The sequence below is a fragment of the Xanthomonas cassavae CFBP 4642 genome (assembly GCF_000454545.1).
Lineage (GTDB): Bacteria > Pseudomonadota > Gammaproteobacteria > Xanthomonadales > Xanthomonadaceae > Xanthomonas > Xanthomonas cassavae.
Genome location: NZ_CM002139.1, coordinates 2044136 through 2062952, shown reverse-complemented (window position 1 = coordinate 2062952; position 18817 = coordinate 2044136). Strand labels below are relative to the sequence as shown.

Sequence of the window (18817 nt, the reverse complement as noted above, 5' to 3'; positions counted from 1 at the left end):
CTTACCCCGTTCCGTCGAACAAGGACTTCCCATGCCTACTTCCCAGCCTGCTTCGCGCCGCGCCGCCGCATCGTGCACTGTCTCCCTGACGTCCTTGTTGTGCGTGTCCGGTCCGCTGTTGCTGCTGACCAGCACGCAGGCGCAGGCGATCCCCTCGTTCGCACGCCAGACCGGTTCTTCGTGCGCGGATTGCCATGTCGGTTCCTACGGCCCCTCCCTCACGCCCTATGGCATGCGCTTCAAACTGGGCGGGTTCACCGATACCAATGGCGAGGGCACCAAGATTCCGGTCTCCGGCCAGCTCACCTGGGCGCGCAGCAATCCCAGCCGCGGCGACAGCACCGCGCGGCTGACCCAGGCCGACCTGTATCTGGCCGGCCGGGTCAGCGACAACGTCGGCGGCTACTCCAAGATCCGCTCCAACAACAGCGGCAACGCCACCTTCGATACGCGCCTGGACGATGTGGATCTGCGCTTTGTCAGCAAGCCGTTCGAAATGGCCGGCAAAGACGCCATGATCGGTGTCAGCGTCAACAATAATCCGGGCATTTCCGACCCGATCCACGTGTTGCCCAATGCCTCCACGCTGACCCCGGCCTCCAACGGCGGCGCGTCCACCATGCTCAGCTCCTCGTCGCTGTCCAACCGCGTGATCGGCGCCAGCGTGTACGGGCTGTTCGACAAGAACTGGTATGGCGAAGTGGGCAGCTACAGTGCCTTGTCGCCCTCGGCGCAAGATCGCCTCGGCTGGCCGATCAACGGCGACCCGGGCAAGCTCAGCGACACCAGCTATGCGCGCCTGGCCTATATGAAGGACATGAAGCGGCAGTTCTTCTCGGTGGGCCTGACCGCGCTCAATACACGCCGCCAGCGTCCGCGCAACGGACCCAGCGACGACCTGACCGACTTCGGTTACGACCTGACCTATCAGTTCCTCGGCACCCGCGAGCATGTGCTCTCGCTGGCCTACGTCAACATCTACGAGCGGCGCAAATACGGCAGCCCACTGGTATCGGCCGACCCGACCTTGCCGATACTCGACCGCGGCAGCGTGCGTGACCAGACCATCAGCATGAACTACGCGTTCAAGCAGACCTACGGCGTGCTGGCCGCGCACATGATCAACAGCGGCTCGTTCGATGCGGCGCGCTACCTGCCGGTGGGCATCCCCGACACCACCAGCAACCTGATCCTTCTGTACTGGACTCCGTTCGGCAAGGACGGCACCTACACCTCGATGGCCAACCTGCGCCTGTCGGCCGGCTGGTTCCGTTTCGACAAGTTCAACGGCAGTACGTCCAACGTGTTCGGCGGGCCGCCACTCACCAATCCGCGCGATCTCAACAGCTTCACGATGTCGGTCAACCTGACGTTCTGACCTCCCCCACGCTGCACGCAACCGTACGGACCCACATGCATCCATTCAACAAGACCCTGATGTGCGCTTCGCTGGCCGGCCTGCTGCTGGCCGGCACCACCCTGGCTACCCCGGCACGTGCCGCCGATGGCAAGAGCGTGTTCACCACCGAATGTGCCGAATGCCACAGCGCCACCCAAGGCAAGAACAAGAAGGGCCCCTCGCTGTTCGGCATCGTCGACCGTCAAGCCGGCACCGTGGCGGACTTCAGCGGCTATTCGCCGGAACTCAAGGCAAGCAAGCGCACCTGGGATGCGGCCAGCCTGAAGGGCTTCCTCAAACAGGATTCCAAGAAGGCGCTGCCGGGCACCAAGATGAAGTACGAGGGCCTGGAAGACGAAAAGGAACTGGACGCCCTGATCGCCTACCTCAACACCTTGCACTGAACCGTGCCCTGGAGCACGGCACCGATGGCAAGATAGGGATGCAGGCAAGGATAGGGTGGGCCGGGTTCGGCGCTCCCTGGCGGAAGTGAGGACATTGCCCACCGCCCGTGCCTGCTTCAAGCCGGGTACAGCCGACGGGCCGCAGTCTTCGCCGCTGGCATACGGATACCCTGTCGCAGCACCGCACAGGTGCACGGGGCCGCGTTGCCTGATGCAGTCCCTTCGCGTATACGGACGAAACCGTCGCAGCTGCGGCGGTTTCGTCCTGCGTGATGGGTCACTATCGCGCCCCGCTCCGTGTCGCCGCCCCACTCTCTTGCCGAACGTGTCACCCGCCAAGCAGCCCCTCTTCCGCACGCGACGCCGCGGCGCCTGCGACGGGCACCCGTGGGCTGCGATCGGTGCGGCGTCATGGTGGCGGCGGCTGTTTTCCGGCGGCCTGCGCCGCCCGCACCCGTGTTGCCGGCAGCTGCGCCCGCCTCGCCGTACCCGGTTGCAATGGGGTTTGCTTCTTGCGTTGGTGGCCAGCCCCTGCGGCAGCGCGCTGGCAGACACCCTGGGCGGCGCAGTCGCCGTCGCGTCCACCCTGATCGACCGCGGCATCGCCATCGCCCCCAATCGCGTCACCCTGCAGGCGGCCGGCTACTGGCTGCCCGCACCCGGCTGGTCGATGTCGGCCTCCGCGGCGCTGCAATCGCCCTCCTTCAGCAGACCGGTGGCGCTCACGTTGCAGGGCGCGCGCGCCTGGATGCTGGACGATCGCTGGCAGATGCAGGCCAGTCTGCTGTACTACCCCTACCCGACCGACCGCCAGTCGCGCACCTTCGACCGCCAGGAGGCGAGCCTGGCCTGGTCCTACCGCGACATGCTCACCTTCTCGCTGTCCACCTTCAACTTCCCGCGTGCGCAGCGCTCGCCCTGGAACAGGGCGGTCGATGTCACCGCCAGTGTGCCGCTGTCGGCCAGTGTCAGTCTCTCGGCCGGCGCCGGCGTCTCGGACTTTCCGGCCATGGCCTACGGCGCCCCGCGTTCCGGCCGCTATCGGTATGGGCAACTGGGCCTGAAGTGGAACCACGCCGCGTGGACCGTGAAGCTGGACCGGGTATTGACCAGCAGCAACACCCCGCGCGCGCAGGGCGGCCCGGGCGAAACGCCGTGGGTGGGCATGGTGTCGCGCGCGTTCTGATCCAACCGCAACCTTTTGCCCGCTTGCGGGCACCTAGACGTGTCCTCTGCCATGCCTGCTTCGATGAATGATTCCGACACCCTCGGCGATGCCACCGATCGCATGCTGCTGCGCCGCATGGCAGCGGGCGATCGCGATGCCCTGGCGAGCATGTACCACAGCTACCACGGTCGGCTCTGCCGGTTCCTGTCGCGCCTGACCCGCCGGCCGGACATCATCGAAGAGGCCATCAACGACTGCTTCTGGATCGCCTGGCAGAAGGCCGGCGACTTCCGCGGCGATTCGCAGGTGTCCACCTGGATCATGGGCATCGCTTACCGCTGCGGGCTCAAATGCCTGCGCCAGCACGACGGCGAGGCCATCGACGACACCGCCGTGGTGGAAGACCACGCCCCCAGCACCGACGACGGCGACGACCGCGAGCTGCGCGACTGGCTGGACAAGGGCATGGAGCGGCTGTCGCCGGACCAGCGCCTGGTGATCGAGCTGGTCTACGGCGTCGGCCACAAGCTGGAAGAAGTCGCCGACATCATGCAGTGCCCGGTGGGCACGATCAAAGCCCGGCTGTTCCACGCCCGGGTCAAATTACGCAATGTGCTGCCCGGCTTGGCCGGCATCGCTCCTTACACGGAGACCCTGCAATGAAGACGTTTTTCATCGCGCCTGGCAAGGAATGCTCGCACGCCTGGGAGCTGATGCCAGCTGTCTTGCTGGATAGCGCCACCGAGGAAGAGAGTACCTGGCTGATCGCGCACGTGGCCAAATGCGCCTCCTGCAGCGCCGAGTTCGCCCAGCAGAACCGCCTGCGTCAGGCGCTGGCATTGCCATGCGCCGTCAAGCTCGACCCCAACGCCGGCTTGCAGCGCCTGCTCGGCCGCCTGGACGCGCCCGAACAGCGCATCGCGCCGCCGCCGGCCGCCCGCCGCTCCGGCAGCTGGACAGTGCGCGCCCTGGCCGCCGCTGCATTGGTACAGGCCATCGGCCTGGGCGTCATGGGCGTCAAGCTGGCTTCGCCGACGCCGTCGCACGACTACCGCACACTCAGCAGCGCCACCGCGTTGCCGGTGCCGCAAGGCGCCATCCGCGTGGTGCCGGATGCGAAGATGACCGTGGCCGACTGGGACCGCTTGCTGCATGCGCAGCAGCTGCAGGTGGTGGGCGGCCCCAACGACATGGGCGCTTACACCGTGGTGCCGGCCGCACCGCAGCCGCCGGCCCAGCCGCAGCAGACCGTGCAGCAACTGCGTGCCAATCCGGGCATCCGGCTGGCCGAGATCGTCTCCGCCCCATGAACCGTCTGTTTCCCATCGGCCTGGTCGCTGCCCTGCTTGGCACGGGCCTGCAGGGCGCCGCGCAGGCCACCGCAGCCCTGCAGGACACCGCGCAAACCGCTGCCGCCGGCACGGCGCCGGCAGCCGCTGCTACCGATGCGCACACGCCCGACAGCAGCCGCGACATCCTGCTGGCGGTGGCCAACCCGCTCAGCGCACCGCCGGCCCGTGCCGGCTCCAGCCTGATCGGCTATGCCTCCAGCTACTACGGCGCCGGCCAGAAGGCCGCCGTGCGCATGGAAGCCATCAAGCAGCGCTACAAGTTGCGTGAAGTGGCCGGCTGGCCGATCACCTCGCTGGGCCTGTACTGCGCGGTGCTGCAGCCGCCGCCGGGCGTCTCGCGCGATGAGCTGGTCAGCACGCTGGCCGACGACGAAGGCGTGGAGCTGGTGCAGCCGGTCCAGGATTTCTCGGTGTTCTCCGCCGATGCCGCCGCAGACAAGCACACCCCACTGTCCGGCTACAACGACCCGTATGTGGACATGCAGCGCGGCTTCATCGACACCGATGCCGCCAGCGCGCAGGCGGTAACCCAGGGCCGCGGCGTGGTCGTGGCGGTGGTCGATACCGGCGTGGACACCCGCCACCCGGACCTGAAGGCGCGCATCCGCGAAGTGCATGACCTGGTCGACAACACCCCGGTCATGACCAGCAGCGATTCGCACGGCACCGAAGTGGCCGGGATCATCGCCGCCGGCAGCAACAACCATCAGGGCATCGTCGGCATGGCGCCCAAGGCCATGCTCAACATCTACAAGGCCTGCTGGTATGCGCCCACCGTCGGCGCCACGGCACGCTGCAATACATTCACCCTGGCCAAGGCGCTGGCGGCGATCAACAACAGCTCCGCGCGTGTGGTCAACCTGAGCCTGGGCGGGCCAGCCGATCCGCTGCTGAGCAAGATGCTGGCGCACCTGGTGCAGCAGGGCCGCATCGTGGTCGCGGCGATGCCGCCCAATGGCCGGCTCGATGGGTTTCCCAATGATGTGCCGGGCGTGCTGGTGGTGCGCAGCAGCAGCGCCAGCGCGGCCATGCCCGGCGTGCTGAGCGCACCCGGCAAGGACATCCTGACCACGCAGCCGAACGGCCGCTACGACTTCACCTCCGGCTCGTCGATGGCCACCGCGCATGTCAGCGGCATGGCGGCGCTGTTGTTGTCGCTGCAGCCCTCGATGGATGCCAGTGCGTTGCGCGAGCTCCTGCAGCGCACCAGCAAGGTCTCCGACGGCCAGCTGCAGGTCAATGCCGGCGCCGCAGTCGATGCGCTGACGCCTTCCAGACATTCCAACTGACGACACCGGCATGACCACGTGGATCCCGTTGTGGCTGCACAAGCTCAGTTCGCCGCCGATGTTTTACCGCTTTGCAGGGGCCGTGCGCCCGTGGGCGCTGGCGCTGGCATTGCTGCTCGGCGCAGTGGCCGCTTATGGCGGGCTGGTGCTGGCGCCACCGGACTATCAGCAGCACGACGCCTACCGCATCATCTTCATCCACGTGCCCAGCGCCTGGATGAGCCTTTTCATCTACGCCGCGATGGGCGTGTCGGCGTTCATCGCGCTGGTGTGGCGGATCAAGCTCGCTGAAGTAGTGACCATGGCCTCTGCACCGATCGGCGCGGCGTTCACCTTCATCACCCTGTGCACCGGCGCGCTGTGGGGCAAGCCGATGTGGGGCACCTGGTGGACCTGGGACGCGCGGCTGACCTCGGAATTGCTGCTGCTGTTCCTCTACCTGGGCGTGCTTGGCCTGTACTACGCGGTGGAAGATCGCCGCCAGGCGATGCGCGCGGCCGGCCTGCTTGCGCTGGTAGGCCTGGTGAATCTGCCCATCGTGCATTACTCGGTGGTGTGGTGGAACACGCTGCATCAAGGCTCCACCGTGCGTCTGCTCGGCCCGTCCAAGATGGGCGCGGACATGCTGTGGCCGTTGCTGACGATGATGCTGGCCACCAAGTGCTACTACGTCGCCAGCCTGTTCGGCCGCGTGCGCGTGGACCTGCTGGCGCTGGAAAGCGGTAAGGACTGGGCACGCCGCATCGTATTGACGGAGCGCACCGCATGAGCACCTTTCTGGCGATGGGCGGCTACGGCCAGTACGTGTGGACGTCGTACGCAGTGTTCATGCTGGTGCTGCTGTCCGATCTTGCAGCACCGTGGCTGCGACGTCGGCGCCTGCCGCGTGAACTGCGTGGCCGGTTGCAGCGGCAAACCCCGCGGCGTCTGCGCGATCAGCCCGTACCACCGCTGGAGCGCGACGCGCCATGAACGCAACGCGCAAGCAACGCCTGTGGCTGGTGGTCGGGGTGCTGGCCGCCGCCGCGCTGGCTGGGACGCTGATCGTGCTGGCGCTGCAGCGGAACATGAGCTACCTGTTCACGCCCAGCCAGGTGCATGCCGGCGAGGCATCCGGCTATCGGCAGTTTCGCCTGGGCGGCATGGTCAAGGCCGGCTCGATCCAGCGCGCCAGCGACTCGCTGAAAGTCAGCTTCACCGTCATCGATAAACATGCAGCCACCCAGGTCGAGTACACCGGCATCCTGCCCGACCTGTTCCGCGACAACCAATCGGTGATCGCCAACGGGCGCATGCAGGGCGAGCGGTTTGTCGCCACCGAAGTGCTGGCCAAGCACGACGAAACCTACATGCCGAAAGAACTCAAGGACGCGATGGCCGAAGGCCATGTCGGCAAGCCGATCCCTGCCATCGCCGCGCCATTGACCGCGCCGCGTTGATGCGGCGTCGCCCGCGTCGTTCCGTCCCGATGACCTTCCTTCTGCCGCACCATGCGACTCGCCCATGACGCCTGAACTCGGCCAGATCGCACTGATCCTGGCGCTGCTGCTTTCGCTTGCCCAGGGCGTGTTGCCACTGATCGGCGCCTGGCGCGGTAATCCCGCATTGATGGCCATCGCACGGCCTGCCGTCGCCGGCCAGGCGCTGTTCGTGTGGCTGGCCTTCGGCCTGCTGGCCTGGTCGCTGCTGTCGCTGGATTTTTCGGTGGCCTATGTCGCCGCCAACGCCAACATCGCCCTGCCCTGGTACTACCGTTTTGCCGCGGTGTGGGGCGCGCACGAAGGCTCGTTGCTGCTGTGGATCGCCATCCTCGCCACCTGGACGGTGCTGCTGGCCGCCTTCAGCCGGCACCTGCCGCAGCATTTCGCCGCCCGCGTGCTGGCGGTGCTGGGGCTGGTGTCGGTGGGCTTTCTGGCCTTCATCCTGCTGACATCCAATCCGTTCGGGCGGCTGTCGCCGATTCCGCTGGACGGCAACGAGCTCAATCCGGTGCTGCAGGACCCGGGCATGACCTTCCACCCACCGGTACTGTACACCGGCTACGTGGGATTCTCGGTGGCTTTCGCCTTTGCCGTGGCGGCGCTGCTCGGCGGCGAACTGGAACAGGCCTGGGTGCGCTGGGCGCGGCCGTGGACCAATGTCGCCTGGGCCTGCCTCACCGCCGGCATCGTGGCCGGCAGCTGGTGGGCGTACGCGGAACTGGGCTGGGGCGGCTGGTGGTTCTGGGACCCGGTGGAAAATGCCAGCTTCATGCCATGGCTGGTGGGCACCGCGTTGATCCACACCCAGGCGGTCACCGAAAAGCGCGGCAGCCTGCGGGCGTGGACCATCCTGTTGTCGATCCTGGCGTTCTCGCTGTCGCTGCTGGGCACCTTCCTGGTGCGCTCGGGCGTGCTGACCTCGGTGCACGCGTTCGCCGCCGACCCGCGGCGCGGGTTGTACATCCTGATCTTCCTGGTCGCGGTGGTCGGCGGTTCGCTGCTGCTGTACGCGTTGCGTGCGCCCAAGATCGCCAGCGGCAAACCCTTCGCCGCCGCCTCGCGCGAGACCGGCATCCTGATCGGCAATTTGCTGCTGAGCGTGGCCGCGGCGATGGTGTTGCTGGGCACGCTGTTCCCGCTGATCGCCGACGCGTTCGGCATGGGCAAGGTCTCGGTTGGCCCGCCCTACTTCGGCCTGTTGTTTCCGCTGCTGATGCTGCCGGTGGTGCTGCTGCTGCCGTTCGGCCCGTACCTGCGCTGGGGCAAGGCCGAGGCCGCGCCGTTGAAGGCGCTGGGCACGCGGGCCGGCATTGCCGCCATCGCCTGTGCGTTGGGTGGCAGCTTGGTTGCCGACGGGCAGGCCAAGGCGATTGCCGGGATTGGTGTCGCCGCATGGGTGGCGGCCGGCACCGCGTTGTACGTGGTCAAGCGCTGGCGCGAGATGCCGCGCGGCCGCCGCTTTCCGGCGGAGATGGCCGGTATGCTGATCGCGCATGCGGGTGTGGCAGTGTTCGTGGCCGGGGTACTGGTGTCCGACAGCCTGTCGGTGGAACGCGACGTGCGGCTGTCGCCCGGCCAGAGCGCGCAGATCGCCGGCTACAGCTTCCGCTTCGACGGCGTGCAGCTGGTGGACGGGCCGAACTGGAAAGCCGAACAAGGCAGCGTGCAGGTCAGCCGCGATGGGCAGGTGGTGGCGCAGCTGCATCCGCAAAAACGCCTGTACAGCAGCGAGCGCATCCAGACCGAATCGGCGATCGACCCCGGCATCACCCGCGACCTGTACGTGGCGCTCGGTGAGCCGGTGGACGATCAGCACATCGAACACGACTGGACGCTGCGGCTGTACTACAAGCCGCTGATCCGCTGGATCTGGGCCGGCGGCCTGCTGATGATGCTGGGCGGCTTCGTCAGCGCCGGCGCCCGCCGCTTCCGCGCGCCGGTGTCCGCAGCCACGGCCGCTACCTCGCCGGCATACGGTGCGCGCCTCGTCGCGCAGGAGTCGCACCCGTGAAGCGCATGCTGCCCCTGCTGGGCTTCTTGTTGGTCGCCGCGCTGTTCGGCTTCGGTATCTACTGGACCATGCAGCACAACCCGCGCGAGGTGCCCTCGCCGTTGATCGGCAAGCCAGCGCCGGCGTTTTCGCTGCCGCGACTGGATGCGCCGGACCAGCGCGTCACCGGCGAACAACTGCTGGGCAAGCCCTATGTGCTCAACGTGTTCGGCAGCTGGTGCGCCGAGTGCGTGCACGAGCACCCGGTGCTGATGGCGCAGGCCGGCACGCTTGGCGTAGCGTTGATCGGCTACAACTACAAGGACGCACCGGCCGATGCCAGCGCGTGGCTGGCGCACTACGGCAACCCGTATGCGCTGGTGATCGCCGACGAGCCGGGCCAGACCGCGATCGACTTCGGCGTCTACGGCGCGCCGGAAACCTTCCTGATCGATGCGCAGGGCATGATCCGCTACAAGCATGTAGGCGTGCTCACCCCCGCCGTCATCGATGCCGAGTTGCTGCCCGCCATCGCCGCGTTGCCCAGGGGGGCGCCATGATTCCGGGCTATCGCCGCCTGCAGGCGCACCGCCGTCGACAGGCCCGGCAGCTGCGCCTGTTGCTGGTGTTGCTGCTGGGCGTGCTGCTGGCGCCGTGCGTGCAGGCGCAGGCAGTGGACCCGCTCCCCTTCAAGGACCGCAGCGAAGAAGCGCGCTATCAACGGCTGACCGCACAACTACGGTGCCTGGTGTGCCAGAACGAGAATCTGGCCGATTCCAACGCCAGCCTGGCACGCGACCTGCGCCATCAGGTATTTGCGCAATTGCAGGCCGGCAGGAGCGATGCGCAGATCAAGCAGTACATGGTCGAGCGCTATTCGGATTTCGTGCTGTACGACCCGCCGGTCAAGCGCGGCACCTGGCTGCTGTGGTTCGGGCCGCTGCTGATGCTGGGTGCCGGGGCCGGCGTGGTGATCCACACCGTGCGCAAACGCGCGCGGGTGGGCACACCGGCAGCACCGCAGGCAGAGGAAGAGTGGTGATGACCGGTTTCTATCTCGCCAGCGCCGTGCTGGTGGTCGCCGCGCTGCTGCTAGTGCTGTTGCCGCTGCTGCGCAACCCCACGCGCCATGGCGGCGGGCGTTACGCGCTGCCGGTCTTGTTGGTCATGGCCCTGCCGATCGCTACCGCCGGTCTGTATCGGCTGGTGGGCGCGCCCGAGGCGATCGTGCAACGTGTGGTCGCTGCGCCGCCGCAACCGGCCGCACCAGGCGCACAAGCCGTGCCCGTGGCCGCGCCTGCGCAAACGCAGGCTGCCAGTGCCGCGGCGGACGCGCAGATGCAGGCGCTGGAGTCGTGGATGCAACAGGCCAAGACGCATGAGCAGAACAACCGCCCCGCAGCGGCCCGCGATGCCTATGCGCAAGCGCTGACGATCGCGCCGCGGACCGGTGCCGCCATCGTCGGCTGGATCGCCGCCGACATGGCAACCCGCAGCGACTTCGCCATCGACGCGGCCTCACGCACGCGGCTACAGCAGCTGATCGCGCGCGAGCCGGACAACCAGCGCGCGCTGTGGTTGCTGGGCATCAGCGATTTCCAGCAGCACGACTACACTGCGGCCAGCGCGCATTGGCGCCATCTGCATGGATTACTGGAGAACGGCTCGCCCATGCAGAAGGCGGTCGCCGACAAGATTGCCATGGTCGAATCGATGGCCAGTGCGCGGCAATCCGGTCGCGCGGCGCGCTGAGCATTGCTGCGGCTGCCTTGATCGAAGCGCGATGTCATCGCGTATGCACGCTTCGAACAGCCCTGGTGTTCGGCAATGCTGCTCGGCACCCTGCACCCACGTCGCCAAACACGCCTGCAGGGGTGAGGCATGCCTGGCCATCCGCACAGCACCATGCCACGCCATGGCTCAGGACGACGGCCCCAGCACCTCGTGCAATTTTCCGCTGAACTCGCCCAGCGTAAATGGCTTGGCGATCATGCTCATGCCCTCGCCGAGAAATTCGCCGCGGTCGCGCGCGGTCTCCGCATAGCCGGTCATGAAGATCACCGGCAGATCGCCGCGCGACTGCCGCGCGATCTCCGCCAGCTGGCGCCCGTTGAGACCGGGCAGGCCGACGTCGGTGACCAGCAGGTCGATCCGTCGCGGCGACGCCAGGATCGGCAGCGCAGCGTCGGCATCGGCCACCACCTCGGCCTGGTAGCCCAACTCGCTCAGCAGTTCGGTGACCAGCAGGCGCACCTGTTCGTCGTCTTCCACCACCAGCACCTGCTGCCCCTGGCCAGCCAGCACCGTGTCGGTCTGCGGCTCCAGCGCCACGCTCTGCACGCTGATGCCGGCCGGCAGATACAGGCTGACCGTGGTGCCCACGCCCACCTGCGATTCCACCCACACCTGTCCATGGGACTGCTGCATGAAGCCATAGATCATCGACATGCCAAGGCCGGTGCCCTGCCCGATCGGCTTGGTGGTGTAGAACGGCTCGAAGACGCGTTCCAGCACATCCGCCGGCATGCCGGTGCCGGTGTCGGTCACCGACACCACCGCGTAATCGCCCGGCGCCAGGGCGATGCCACGCCCCAGTTCCAGCGCGCTGTCTTCCACACGCAGATGCCGTGTGGCGATACGCAACAACCCACCATCGGGCATCGCGTCGCGGGCATTGATGGCCAGATTGAGCAGCGCGCTTTCCAGCTGGTTTTCGTCCACATAGGCCTGTGGCAGCGCCTCGCTCAGATCGGCCTCCAGGCGCACCGACTCGCCAAGCGTGCTCGCCAGCAAATCCTGCAGCGAGATCACCAGATCGTTGACGTGCAGGTGCCGCGCTTCCAGCGATTGCCGGCGCGAAAACGCCAGCAGGCGCTGCGTCAGTGCTGCCGCACGCAACGCCGCTGCCGAGGCCACATCCAGAAAGCGGCCCAGCCCTTCGGTGCGCCCCTGATCGATGCGCAACCGCGCCAGGTCCAGTGCCGACAAGATGCCGGTCAGCATGTTGTTGAAATCGTGCGCAATGCCACCGGTCAGCTGACCCACCGCCTCCATCTTCTGCGCCTGGCGCAGCGCAGCCTCGCTGGATTCGCGCGCCAGCATCTGCTGCTGCAGCTCGGCAGTGCGCTCGGCCACCTTGGCCTCGAGCAGGCTGGCCTGGTGCTGGATCGATTCCATCGCCTGCGCGCGCACCGTGATATCGGTGGAAAACACATGAAACCCGTCCACCTGCCCGTCCGCATCGAAACGCGGCATGTAGCGGATCTCGGCATCACGACGGCGTCCGTCGGCGTGCGGCCAGCTCGCTTCCACGGTGAGCGCCTGGCCGGCCAATGCCGCCTCGATCCAGGCGCGACGCTCGGCCACCACCGCCGGCCCCATCACATCCACCAGCGGCCGGCCGATCACATCCTGCGGCGGAATACCGATCCAGTCTTCGTAGGAGCGGTTGGCGAAGCGGTACACCAGGTGTTTGTCGATAAAGGCGATCAGCACCGGCAAGGCGTCGGTGACCCGGCGCAGCTCGGCTTCGCTCAACGCCAGGGCAGCCCGGCTCTCGGCCAGCTGCGCCATCTGGTCGCGGATCACGAACTGCTTCTGCCGCGACCGCAGCGCGGTGGAGACCGCGCTCAACAAGGAGGCCGAACTGAGCGGCCGCTCCAGCTCGATGACATTGGTCATTTCGGTCGGCAGGTTGGCATGCCGGCCACCATGGCTGCCGCGCGGTGCGCGCAGCAGCACGAACGGGATATCCGACCATGCCGCCTGGTCTTGCAGGATCCGCCGCAGCTCCTGCAGATTGCCGCCCACCGCTTCTTCGGTCAGGACCACCACGCCGGAGCTGTCGCGCAGGTCGCCGGCCAGCGCGGTCAATGCGCCGTAGACCCTGCGCGTCAGCCCGCGCTTGCCGACGATGCTGGCAATGCTGTCGGCATCGCGCCCGAACGGCGCAATGATATGGACAACCGACCCATCTGCATCACACCTGGTCAAGTGCACGATCCAGCAACGGCGCACCGTCTCCAACGAATTGCGGCGTGCCGGTCAGCACCCCATGGAATTTCTCGAGCGGCTCGCTCAGGTGCAGGCCGGCGCTGCCGATCCGCATCTCGCGGATCGAATCTTCATGCGCACCGCTACGGTTCTTGATGACCGACAAGGCCTTGCGAATCCGCCCATGCGCTTCGAAGAAGCGGAACAGGATGACGGTGTCGGCCATGTAGGAGATATCGAGGTTGCCGGTGGACATCGTGCCCACCAGGCCATTTTGCGGATTGATCAGGAACGTGGTCACGCCGCTCTGGTTGAGATACGACAACAGCTCATGCATCTGCAACATCAGCTGCTTTTCCTGCGGCATCGATGACAGATAGCCGTTGAGGCTGTCGATCACCAGCACGCGGCAGTTGCGCGCCTCCACGCTTTCGCGCACCGCCCAGGCGAACTCGCCCGGGGTCAACTCGGCCGGGTCCATCTGATGCAGTTCCAGCAACCCCGAGGCCAGATGCTTGCGCAGCTCCATGCCCAGGTTCTCGGCACGCGTCAGCAGCGTGCCGGTGCGCTCGTCGAACTGCAGCACGCAGCAGTGCTCGCCCCGTTCGCAGGCCGCGCTCACGTATTGCAGGGCGACGTTGGTCTTGCCGGAGCCCGCCGGCCCGGTCAGCAGCGTGATGGTGCCACGCAACGGCCCGCCGTGCAGCAGCGCATCGATGCGCTCCACGCCGCTGGACACCGCATCACCGACGAACGGTACATGGTGGTCGGAGGCGATCAGGCGCGGATAGATCCGCATACCGCCGGTGGCGATGGTGATGTCGTGGTAGCCGGCGATGAAATTGACGCCACGCAGCTTCTGCACCTGCATCCGCCGCCGCGCCGCACCGAAATCCAGCGTCATCCGCTCCAGCGAGATCACCCCATGGCACAGGCTGTGCAAATGTGCGTCGCGCTGGCCATTCTCATCGGTCAGATCGTCCACCAGAAACACGGTGATATTGCGCGGCGCGAAGAATTGCTTGAGTGCCAGCACCTGCCGCCGGTAACGCAGCGAATCCTGCGCCAACAGACGCAACTCGGACAACGAGTCGAACACTACCCGCGTCGGCTTGACCCGATCGACCTCGGCCTGGATCAGCTTGATCGTGCCGTCCAGTTCCATCTCCCAGGGGTGCAGGATGGATTGCTGGCGGCCATCGCCCAGGAAGGCCTCTGCCGAGGCAAGCTCGAAGACGTGCAGCGGCTCCAGCGACCACTCATGCGAGGCAGCCACCTCGTTGAGCTCGTCGATGGTTTCCGACAGCGTGACATACAGGCAGCTCTCGCCCTTGGCGGCGCCATCGAGCAGGAACTGCAACGACATGGTGGTCTTGCCGGAGCCAGGTTGGCCCTCCAGCAGGTACAGCCGGTTGGCCGGCAGGCCACCGCGGAGGATGGTGTCAAGCCCCGTCGTCCCGGTGGTGATACGGTTTGCGATCATCGGCTTCACATTATCCATGCCGTCGAATTTATCACGCAAGCGTAATTGCCCATTGCCTGCAACTGAACTGATCAGCTCGCCTGGATTCAGGGCCGTTGACCGGGCTCACCGTGACCGGTGAGGCATTCTCGACGATTCGATTTGTTGCCGATATTTGCGGATGTGGACATTGGCGACTCTCTCACTCCCGTTGTGACGACTCCGACACATCCGTCACACATGCGCGCATAGCGTGGTACAGGAAGCGGCCGCGCTGTTGCGACCGCTCGAGGATCGCAGTGAACGACGCATCACACCACGCACGCATTCTTTTGGTTGAGGACGACGACGCCATTCGTGCAATGACCGCCGATATCCTTTGCGACAAAGGCTACCAGGTGGTTGTCTCCGCCGACGCCGAACAGGCCCTGCAACAACTCACCACGGCCTGCCCTTTCGATCTCCTGCTGTCCGATATCTGCCTGCCCGGCATGAACGGCCGTGACCTGGCCGACAACGCACGGCGGCTTTATCCCGCGCTCCCCATCGTCTTCATGACCGGCTATGCGGGTGTCAGTGCCCAGCGTGCAGACTTCCTTGACACCGGCATGCGTCTGTTGACCAAGCCATTCTCGTTGCGCGACCTGCTGGGCATCGTGCAGACCGCGTTGTAACCGGGCGCGAGCGCTTCGACTCGACGCCGTATGAGCGTCGATTGGAACGCATCGTGAAATCAGCCGCAGGATGTCTTGACCACATCGCCCGGCATGCCGTCTGGTTACTCCAGTGCGGGCGCCGTGCTGCCCAGCCGTCGCGAACCGAGCGCATTACTGCACATGCCGCTCCAACAACTGCGCCACGCGCCGCTCCAGCTCGGCTGCCGGAAATGGCTTGGTCAACACCTCCATGCCGTCATCCAGTTGCCCCGCGCCCACCGCTGCGGTCGCCGCATACCCTGTAACGAACAGCACCGGCAGACTGGGCCGATACTGCCGGCCTGCATCGGCAACCTGGCGTCCGTTCAAACCACCGGTCAGCCCGACATCGGTCACCAGGACATCGATCGCTTCCGATGAGCGCAGCCATTCCACCGCCGCGCTGCCCTCGGCCGTTTCGATCACGCGATAGCCGGCCTCGGTGAGGACCTCGCAGATCAGCATGCGAATGGCGGGTTCGTCCTCCACCAGCAATACCGTGCAACTCCGCACCGCGGTGCGCAGCGGCTGCTCGAGCACGTCGCTGGTCTCGGCGCTCGCCTGCTCGCCGTCGAACCGCGGCAGGTACAGCGCCATGGTGGTCCCCACACCGACTTCCGACTCGATGCGCACGTGGCCACCAGACTGGCGGGTGAATCCATAGATCATCGACAGCCCCAGCCCGGTCCCCTGCCCGATGGGCTTGGTGGTGAAGAAGGGCTCGAACACCTTGGACATGACGTCGGCGCTCATGCCGGTGCCGGTGTCGCGTACGCTCAGGCACACGTAATCACCGGGCGGCAGATCCAGTTGCTGTGCCGCGGCCTGATCCAGCGAGCGGTTATGCAGGCTGATGGCGAGTTCCCCGCCATCGGGCATGGCATCGCGTGCATTGAGGCAGAGGTTGAGCAAGGCGTTTTCCAGCTGCGGCGCATCCACCAACACCTTCCACGCCTGCGGCGCCGGCAACACCTGCAAGCTGATCGATGGCCCCAGCGTCCGCGAGATGATCTCGCGCATGCCCTGCACCAGCGTATCCACTTCCAATGCACTCGGTGCCAGCGTCTGCCGACGCGAGAACGCCAGCAGGCGCTGCGTCAACGCAGTCGCACGCGCGGCGCTGGTCTGCGCCATCTCCACGTAACGCTCCAGCCGGTCGTACTTGCCCTGCTCCACGCGTGTCTGCAACAGTTCCAGCCCCACCGTGATGGCGGTCAGCAAATTGTTGAAGTCGTGCGCCAGGCCACCGGTCAATTGCCCCACCGCCTCCATCTTCTGGCTCTGGCGCAGTTTTTCCTCGGTCAGCAGCAATGCCGCGCTGCGCTCGCGCACGCGCTCTTCCAGCGTCTCGGTCAGCAGGCGCAACTGTTCCTCGGCCTGCCGCTTGTCGGTGACATCCGATGCCGTGCCGAACCATTCCTCGATCTTGCCGCGCACGTCCAGCAAGGGCACCGCACGCAGCAACGTCCAGCGAACGCGCTGCGCGGGGTCCAGCACGCGGATCTCCAGCTCCAGCCCGGCCTTGTTGGCGATCGCTGTTGCAATGGCATCGGCCAGTTGCCCGCGGTCGTCGGGATAGATCCATTCCAGCTGCCAACGCGCACGGGCGGGCAAGCCATCGTCCTGCAGGCGATCGCCCGCGTGCAGGCGTAGCGCGCTCCAGTCGGCGGTGGCGGAAAAGATCGATTGCGACGACGCGCGCACCAGCGCATCCAGCCGACGCTCGCTCTTGATCAAGGCCTCGCTGGCCAGGCGCTCGGTGGTGCGGTCGCGCACGACCTTGACGAAGCCGATCGCCGCTCCAGTCTCGTCGCGCAATACCATCAGCGAGCCGTTGGCCCAGAACCATTCACCGGATTTGCGCACATGCCAGCGCTCGTCCATGCCGCTGCCGCTCTCCAGCGCAGCAGCGGCTTCGATCAGAATCTGCCGCCGCTCGACATCGTCGGGAGTGAAGGTGCGTTCCAGCGATCGCCCGAGCATCTCGGCCTCGCTCCAGCCCAGAATGCGGTGCGCGCCTTCGTTCCACGAGGTCACCCGCCCACGCATGTCGGTGGCGATGATCGCGTAGTCCATGACGCTGTCCAGGATCTGCCGGTTCCGCACCTCCGCCTCGCGCACGGCGCGCTCAAGGCTGATGCGGTCGGTGATATCCAGGCCCTGCACGAAAATGCCCGAGACAGTGCCGTCGGCGCCAGCAATCGGCTGGTACACCAGGTCCAGCAGGCGTCGCTCGCTGGGCCCGCCCGGCACCGCCTGCACGTCGTACACCAGCGCATTGGCCGAGTAGGCACGCCCGGACTGATACACCTCGTCCAGACGCTGCACATGCCCCTGTTCGACAACATCCGGCAATGCCTCGGCCAATGGCCGGCCGATCACGTCGCGATGGCCGATCAGGCGCGAATAACACGGGTTGGCGAATTCGACACGATGCTGCGGCCCGCTCAGGAACGCCATGAACATCGGCGCCTGCTCGAACAGGCGGATCAGGCGCTCGTGTTCGTCGGCCAGCCGCGCCTGCGCCAACTTGCGCGCAGTCACCTCGTTGGTCACGCAGAACGCGCCGCCCACCTGGCCGTCGTCGAGATAGATCGGCGAGAACGAGAACGTCCACCAGGTCTCCTCCGGCGTGCCATAGCGGTTCATGCCGATCGGCACTTCTTCAAAGCGCGATGCACGCCCTGCGAACGCTGCCTCGATCGGCGCGCGCACCGCCTCCCAGGCATCGGCCCACAGCTCGCGCAGCGGCGCACCGAGTGCATGCGCCTGCCGCGGCCCCAGGATCGGCGCATACGCATCGTTGTAGAAGAACGTCAGCGCGTCGCCCCACACCACATACATGCTCTCGGGCGAGGCCAGCATCAGGTTCACCGCATTGCGCAGCGGCGACGGCCAGTGCGCAGCAGGCCCCAGCACGCTGCCATCCCAGTCATGCGTACGGACCCCATGCGCCATGGCGCTACTGCCATGCGGAAAGGCGGTGCTCATGCAGGGCTCGCGCACGGCGCGGCTTGACGATTGCCACTGCGCGCATCACACCGAGTATTCCCCGCGTGGCGTGCAGCCGGCTTACCGGTCAACCATTGATGCATCGTTTCAACCATTGAGAAGGACCAGGACCCACCACACACGAACGCCCCGCAGCGCATCAACACCACCACCGGCCGCACATCATCTTGCCTGCGACCGCCGACGTCCAGCAGCCAGCGTCCATCCGACTGAATCGATCACATCGCCATTCCGCCTCGCGGGCGCGTCGGTGGCTCCTGGCCGGCTGCACTGGCCCGGAAAGCTGCACCGATACCGCAGGCTGTAGTGGTGCGCGAGACAGCCACGCGAGCGCCACGCGTCAGGCAGGCCAGGCGATCAAACGGGCCTGGGGGTAAGCATTGCCATAGGTGATTCGGCAAGCCAGGCCACCTGCAGCAGATGCGACTGCCGATCGAACCGCATCTGAACTCGCTGCGGCGCAACGTTCAGTTTTTTCGGTCGAGGCCGTTACCGATCAGATCCAGACACATCCGACGCTACGGCACTCCGGCTGCATCCCCGGCCGTATCGTAGGCCCTCCCCCCCCCTGT

17 protein-coding genes are annotated in these 18817 nt (G+C 66.5%); 14 read left to right on the top strand and 3 right to left on the bottom strand.

Annotated elements, in window-relative coordinates; genetic code table 11:
• Positions 1-31 precede the first annotated feature (31 nt).
• The 13 genes from XCSCFBP4642_RS0109295 to XCSCFBP4642_RS0109235 all read left to right on the top strand — a co-directional run bounded on the left by XCSCFBP4642_RS0109295 (position 32) and on the right by XCSCFBP4642_RS0109235 (position 10835).
• Positions 32-1378: a hypothetical protein gene (locus XCSCFBP4642_RS0109295; RefSeq protein WP_029219541.1), complete on the top strand. Its 1347-nt coding sequence runs from the start codon at positions 32-34 to the stop codon at positions 1376-1378.
• A 35-nt stretch (positions 1379-1413) separates the two neighbouring features.
• On the top strand, positions 1414-1803 hold the full coding sequence (locus XCSCFBP4642_RS0109290) for a c-type cytochrome (RefSeq protein WP_029219540.1): 390 nt from the start codon (positions 1414-1416) through the stop codon (positions 1801-1803).
• Between the two features lie 469 nt (positions 1804-2272).
• On the top strand, positions 2273-2989 hold the full coding sequence (locus XCSCFBP4642_RS0109285; protein ID WP_425480187.1) for a hypothetical protein: 717 nt from the start codon (positions 2273-2275) through the stop codon (positions 2987-2989).
• A 51-nt stretch (positions 2990-3040) separates the two neighbouring features.
• Positions 3041-3634 (top strand): sigma-70 family RNA polymerase sigma factor, encoded by a 594-nt coding sequence (locus XCSCFBP4642_RS0109280; RefSeq protein WP_029219538.1) that lies wholly within the window; start codon positions 3041-3043, stop codon positions 3632-3634.
• A complete protein-coding gene (locus XCSCFBP4642_RS0109275) occupies positions 3631-4281 on the top strand; it encodes a zf-HC2 domain-containing protein (RefSeq protein ID WP_029219537.1) in 651 nt (216 codons plus the stop codon). Before XCSCFBP4642_RS0109280 ends, XCSCFBP4642_RS0109275 begins: the two co-directional genes overlap by 4 nt.
• The gene (locus tag XCSCFBP4642_RS0109270; protein ID WP_029219536.1) at positions 4278-5612 is read left to right on the top strand and encodes a S8 family serine peptidase; all 1335 of its coding nucleotides are present in this window, start codon (positions 4278-4280) and stop codon (positions 5610-5612) included. Before XCSCFBP4642_RS0109275 ends, XCSCFBP4642_RS0109270 begins: the two co-directional genes overlap by 4 nt.
• A gap of 10 nt (positions 5613-5622) precedes the next feature.
• Positions 5623-6381: a heme ABC transporter permease CcmC gene (gene ccmC / locus XCSCFBP4642_RS0109265; RefSeq protein ID WP_029219535.1), complete on the top strand. Its 759-nt coding sequence runs from the start codon at positions 5623-5625 to the stop codon at positions 6379-6381.
• On the top strand, positions 6378-6584 hold the full coding sequence (ccmD, locus tag XCSCFBP4642_RS0109260; protein WP_029219534.1) for a heme exporter protein CcmD: 207 nt from the start codon (positions 6378-6380) through the stop codon (positions 6582-6584). Before ccmC ends, ccmD begins: the two co-directional genes overlap by 4 nt.
• The gene (ccmE, locus tag XCSCFBP4642_RS0109255) at positions 6581-7051 is read left to right on the top strand and encodes a cytochrome c maturation protein CcmE (protein WP_029219533.1); all 471 of its coding nucleotides are present in this window, start codon (positions 6581-6583) and stop codon (positions 7049-7051) included. The genes ccmD and ccmE overlap by 4 nt, the downstream gene beginning before the upstream one ends.
• 64 nt (positions 7052-7115) lie before the next feature.
• The gene (locus XCSCFBP4642_RS0109250; protein WP_029219532.1) at positions 7116-9104 is read left to right on the top strand and encodes a heme lyase CcmF/NrfE family subunit; all 1989 of its coding nucleotides are present in this window, start codon (positions 7116-7118) and stop codon (positions 9102-9104) included.
• Positions 9101-9643: a DsbE family thiol:disulfide interchange protein gene (locus XCSCFBP4642_RS0109245; RefSeq protein ID WP_029219531.1), complete on the top strand. Its 543-nt coding sequence runs from the start codon at positions 9101-9103 to the stop codon at positions 9641-9643. Before XCSCFBP4642_RS0109250 ends, XCSCFBP4642_RS0109245 begins: the two co-directional genes overlap by 4 nt.
• Positions 9640-10125 (top strand): cytochrome c-type biogenesis protein, encoded by a 486-nt coding sequence (locus XCSCFBP4642_RS0109240; protein ID WP_029219530.1) that lies wholly within the window; start codon positions 9640-9642, stop codon positions 10123-10125. The genes XCSCFBP4642_RS0109245 and XCSCFBP4642_RS0109240 overlap by 4 nt, the downstream gene beginning before the upstream one ends.
• Positions 10125-10835, top strand: coding sequence for a tetratricopeptide repeat protein (locus XCSCFBP4642_RS0109235; protein WP_033898197.1), 711 nt, complete (start codon positions 10125-10127; stop codon positions 10833-10835). Before XCSCFBP4642_RS0109240 ends, XCSCFBP4642_RS0109235 begins: the two co-directional genes overlap by 1 nt.
• 168 nt (positions 10836-11003) lie before the next feature.
• On the opposite strand, the gene XCSCFBP4642_RS0109230 is transcribed toward XCSCFBP4642_RS0109235, so the two are convergent.
• On the bottom strand, positions 11004-13076 hold the full coding sequence (locus XCSCFBP4642_RS0109230) for a PAS domain-containing sensor histidine kinase (RefSeq protein WP_029219528.1): 2073 nt from the start codon (positions 13074-13076) through the stop codon (positions 11004-11006).
• On the bottom strand, positions 13063-14577 hold the full coding sequence (locus tag XCSCFBP4642_RS0109225) for an ATPase domain-containing protein (RefSeq protein ID WP_029219527.1): 1515 nt from the start codon (positions 14575-14577) through the stop codon (positions 13063-13065). The genes XCSCFBP4642_RS0109230 and XCSCFBP4642_RS0109225 overlap by 14 nt, the downstream gene beginning before the upstream one ends.
• A 323-nt stretch (positions 14578-14900) precedes the next feature.
• Here XCSCFBP4642_RS0109225 and XCSCFBP4642_RS0109220 point away from each other — a divergent pair, with 323 nt between their 5' ends.
• Positions 14901-15212: a response regulator gene (locus XCSCFBP4642_RS0109220; protein WP_235048298.1), complete on the top strand. Its 312-nt coding sequence runs from the start codon at positions 14901-14903 to the stop codon at positions 15210-15212.
• A 153-nt stretch (positions 15213-15365) separates the two neighbouring features.
• Here the strand turns inward: XCSCFBP4642_RS0109220 and XCSCFBP4642_RS0109215 are convergent, their stop codons facing one another.
• Positions 15366-18224 (bottom strand): hybrid sensor histidine kinase/response regulator, encoded by a 2859-nt coding sequence (locus XCSCFBP4642_RS0109215; protein ID WP_029219525.1) that lies wholly within the window; start codon positions 18222-18224, stop codon positions 15366-15368.
• Positions 18225-18817: the final 593 nt, after the last annotated feature.

Excerpts from the sequence above, each read along its gene's own strand:
- XCSCFBP4642_RS0109295 (WP_029219541.1), top strand. The coding sequence starts at position 32 with ATGCCTACTTCCCAGCCTGCTTCGCGCCGCGCCGCCGCATCGTGCACT.
- XCSCFBP4642_RS0109290 (WP_029219540.1), top strand. The coding sequence starts at position 1,414 with ATGCATCCATTCAACAAGACCCTGATGTGCGCTTCGCTGGCCGGCCTG.
- XCSCFBP4642_RS0109280 (WP_029219538.1), top strand. The coding sequence starts at position 3,041 with ATGCCTGCTTCGATGAATGATTCCGACACCCTCGGCGATGCCACCGAT.
- XCSCFBP4642_RS0109275 (WP_029219537.1), top strand. The coding sequence starts at position 3,631 with ATGAAGACGTTTTTCATCGCGCCTGGCAAGGAATGCTCGCACGCCTGG.
- XCSCFBP4642_RS0109270 (WP_029219536.1), top strand. The coding sequence starts at position 4,278 with ATGAACCGTCTGTTTCCCATCGGCCTGGTCGCTGCCCTGCTTGGCACG.
- ccmC (WP_029219535.1), top strand. The coding sequence starts at position 5,623 with ATGACCACGTGGATCCCGTTGTGGCTGCACAAGCTCAGTTCGCCGCCG.
- ccmD (WP_029219534.1), top strand. The coding sequence starts at position 6,378 with ATGAGCACCTTTCTGGCGATGGGCGGCTACGGCCAGTACGTGTGGACG.
- ccmE (WP_029219533.1), top strand. The coding sequence starts at position 6,581 with ATGAACGCAACGCGCAAGCAACGCCTGTGGCTGGTGGTCGGGGTGCTG.
- XCSCFBP4642_RS0109250 (WP_029219532.1), top strand. The coding sequence starts at position 7,116 with ATGACGCCTGAACTCGGCCAGATCGCACTGATCCTGGCGCTGCTGCTT.
- XCSCFBP4642_RS0109240 (WP_029219530.1), top strand. The coding sequence starts at position 9,640 with ATGATTCCGGGCTATCGCCGCCTGCAGGCGCACCGCCGTCGACAGGCC.
- XCSCFBP4642_RS0109235 (WP_033898197.1), top strand. The coding sequence starts at position 10,125 with ATGACCGGTTTCTATCTCGCCAGCGCCGTGCTGGTGGTCGCCGCGCTG.
- XCSCFBP4642_RS0109225 (WP_029219527.1), bottom strand. The coding sequence starts at position 14,577 with ATGGATAATGTGAAGCCGATGATCGCAAACCGTATCACCACCGGGACG.
- XCSCFBP4642_RS0109220 (WP_235048298.1), top strand. The coding sequence starts at position 14,901 with ATGACCGCCGATATCCTTTGCGACAAAGGCTACCAGGTGGTTGTCTCC.
- XCSCFBP4642_RS0109215 (WP_029219525.1), bottom strand. The coding sequence starts at position 18,224 with ATGAGCACCGCCTTTCCGCATGGCAGTAGCGCCATGGCGCATGGGGTC.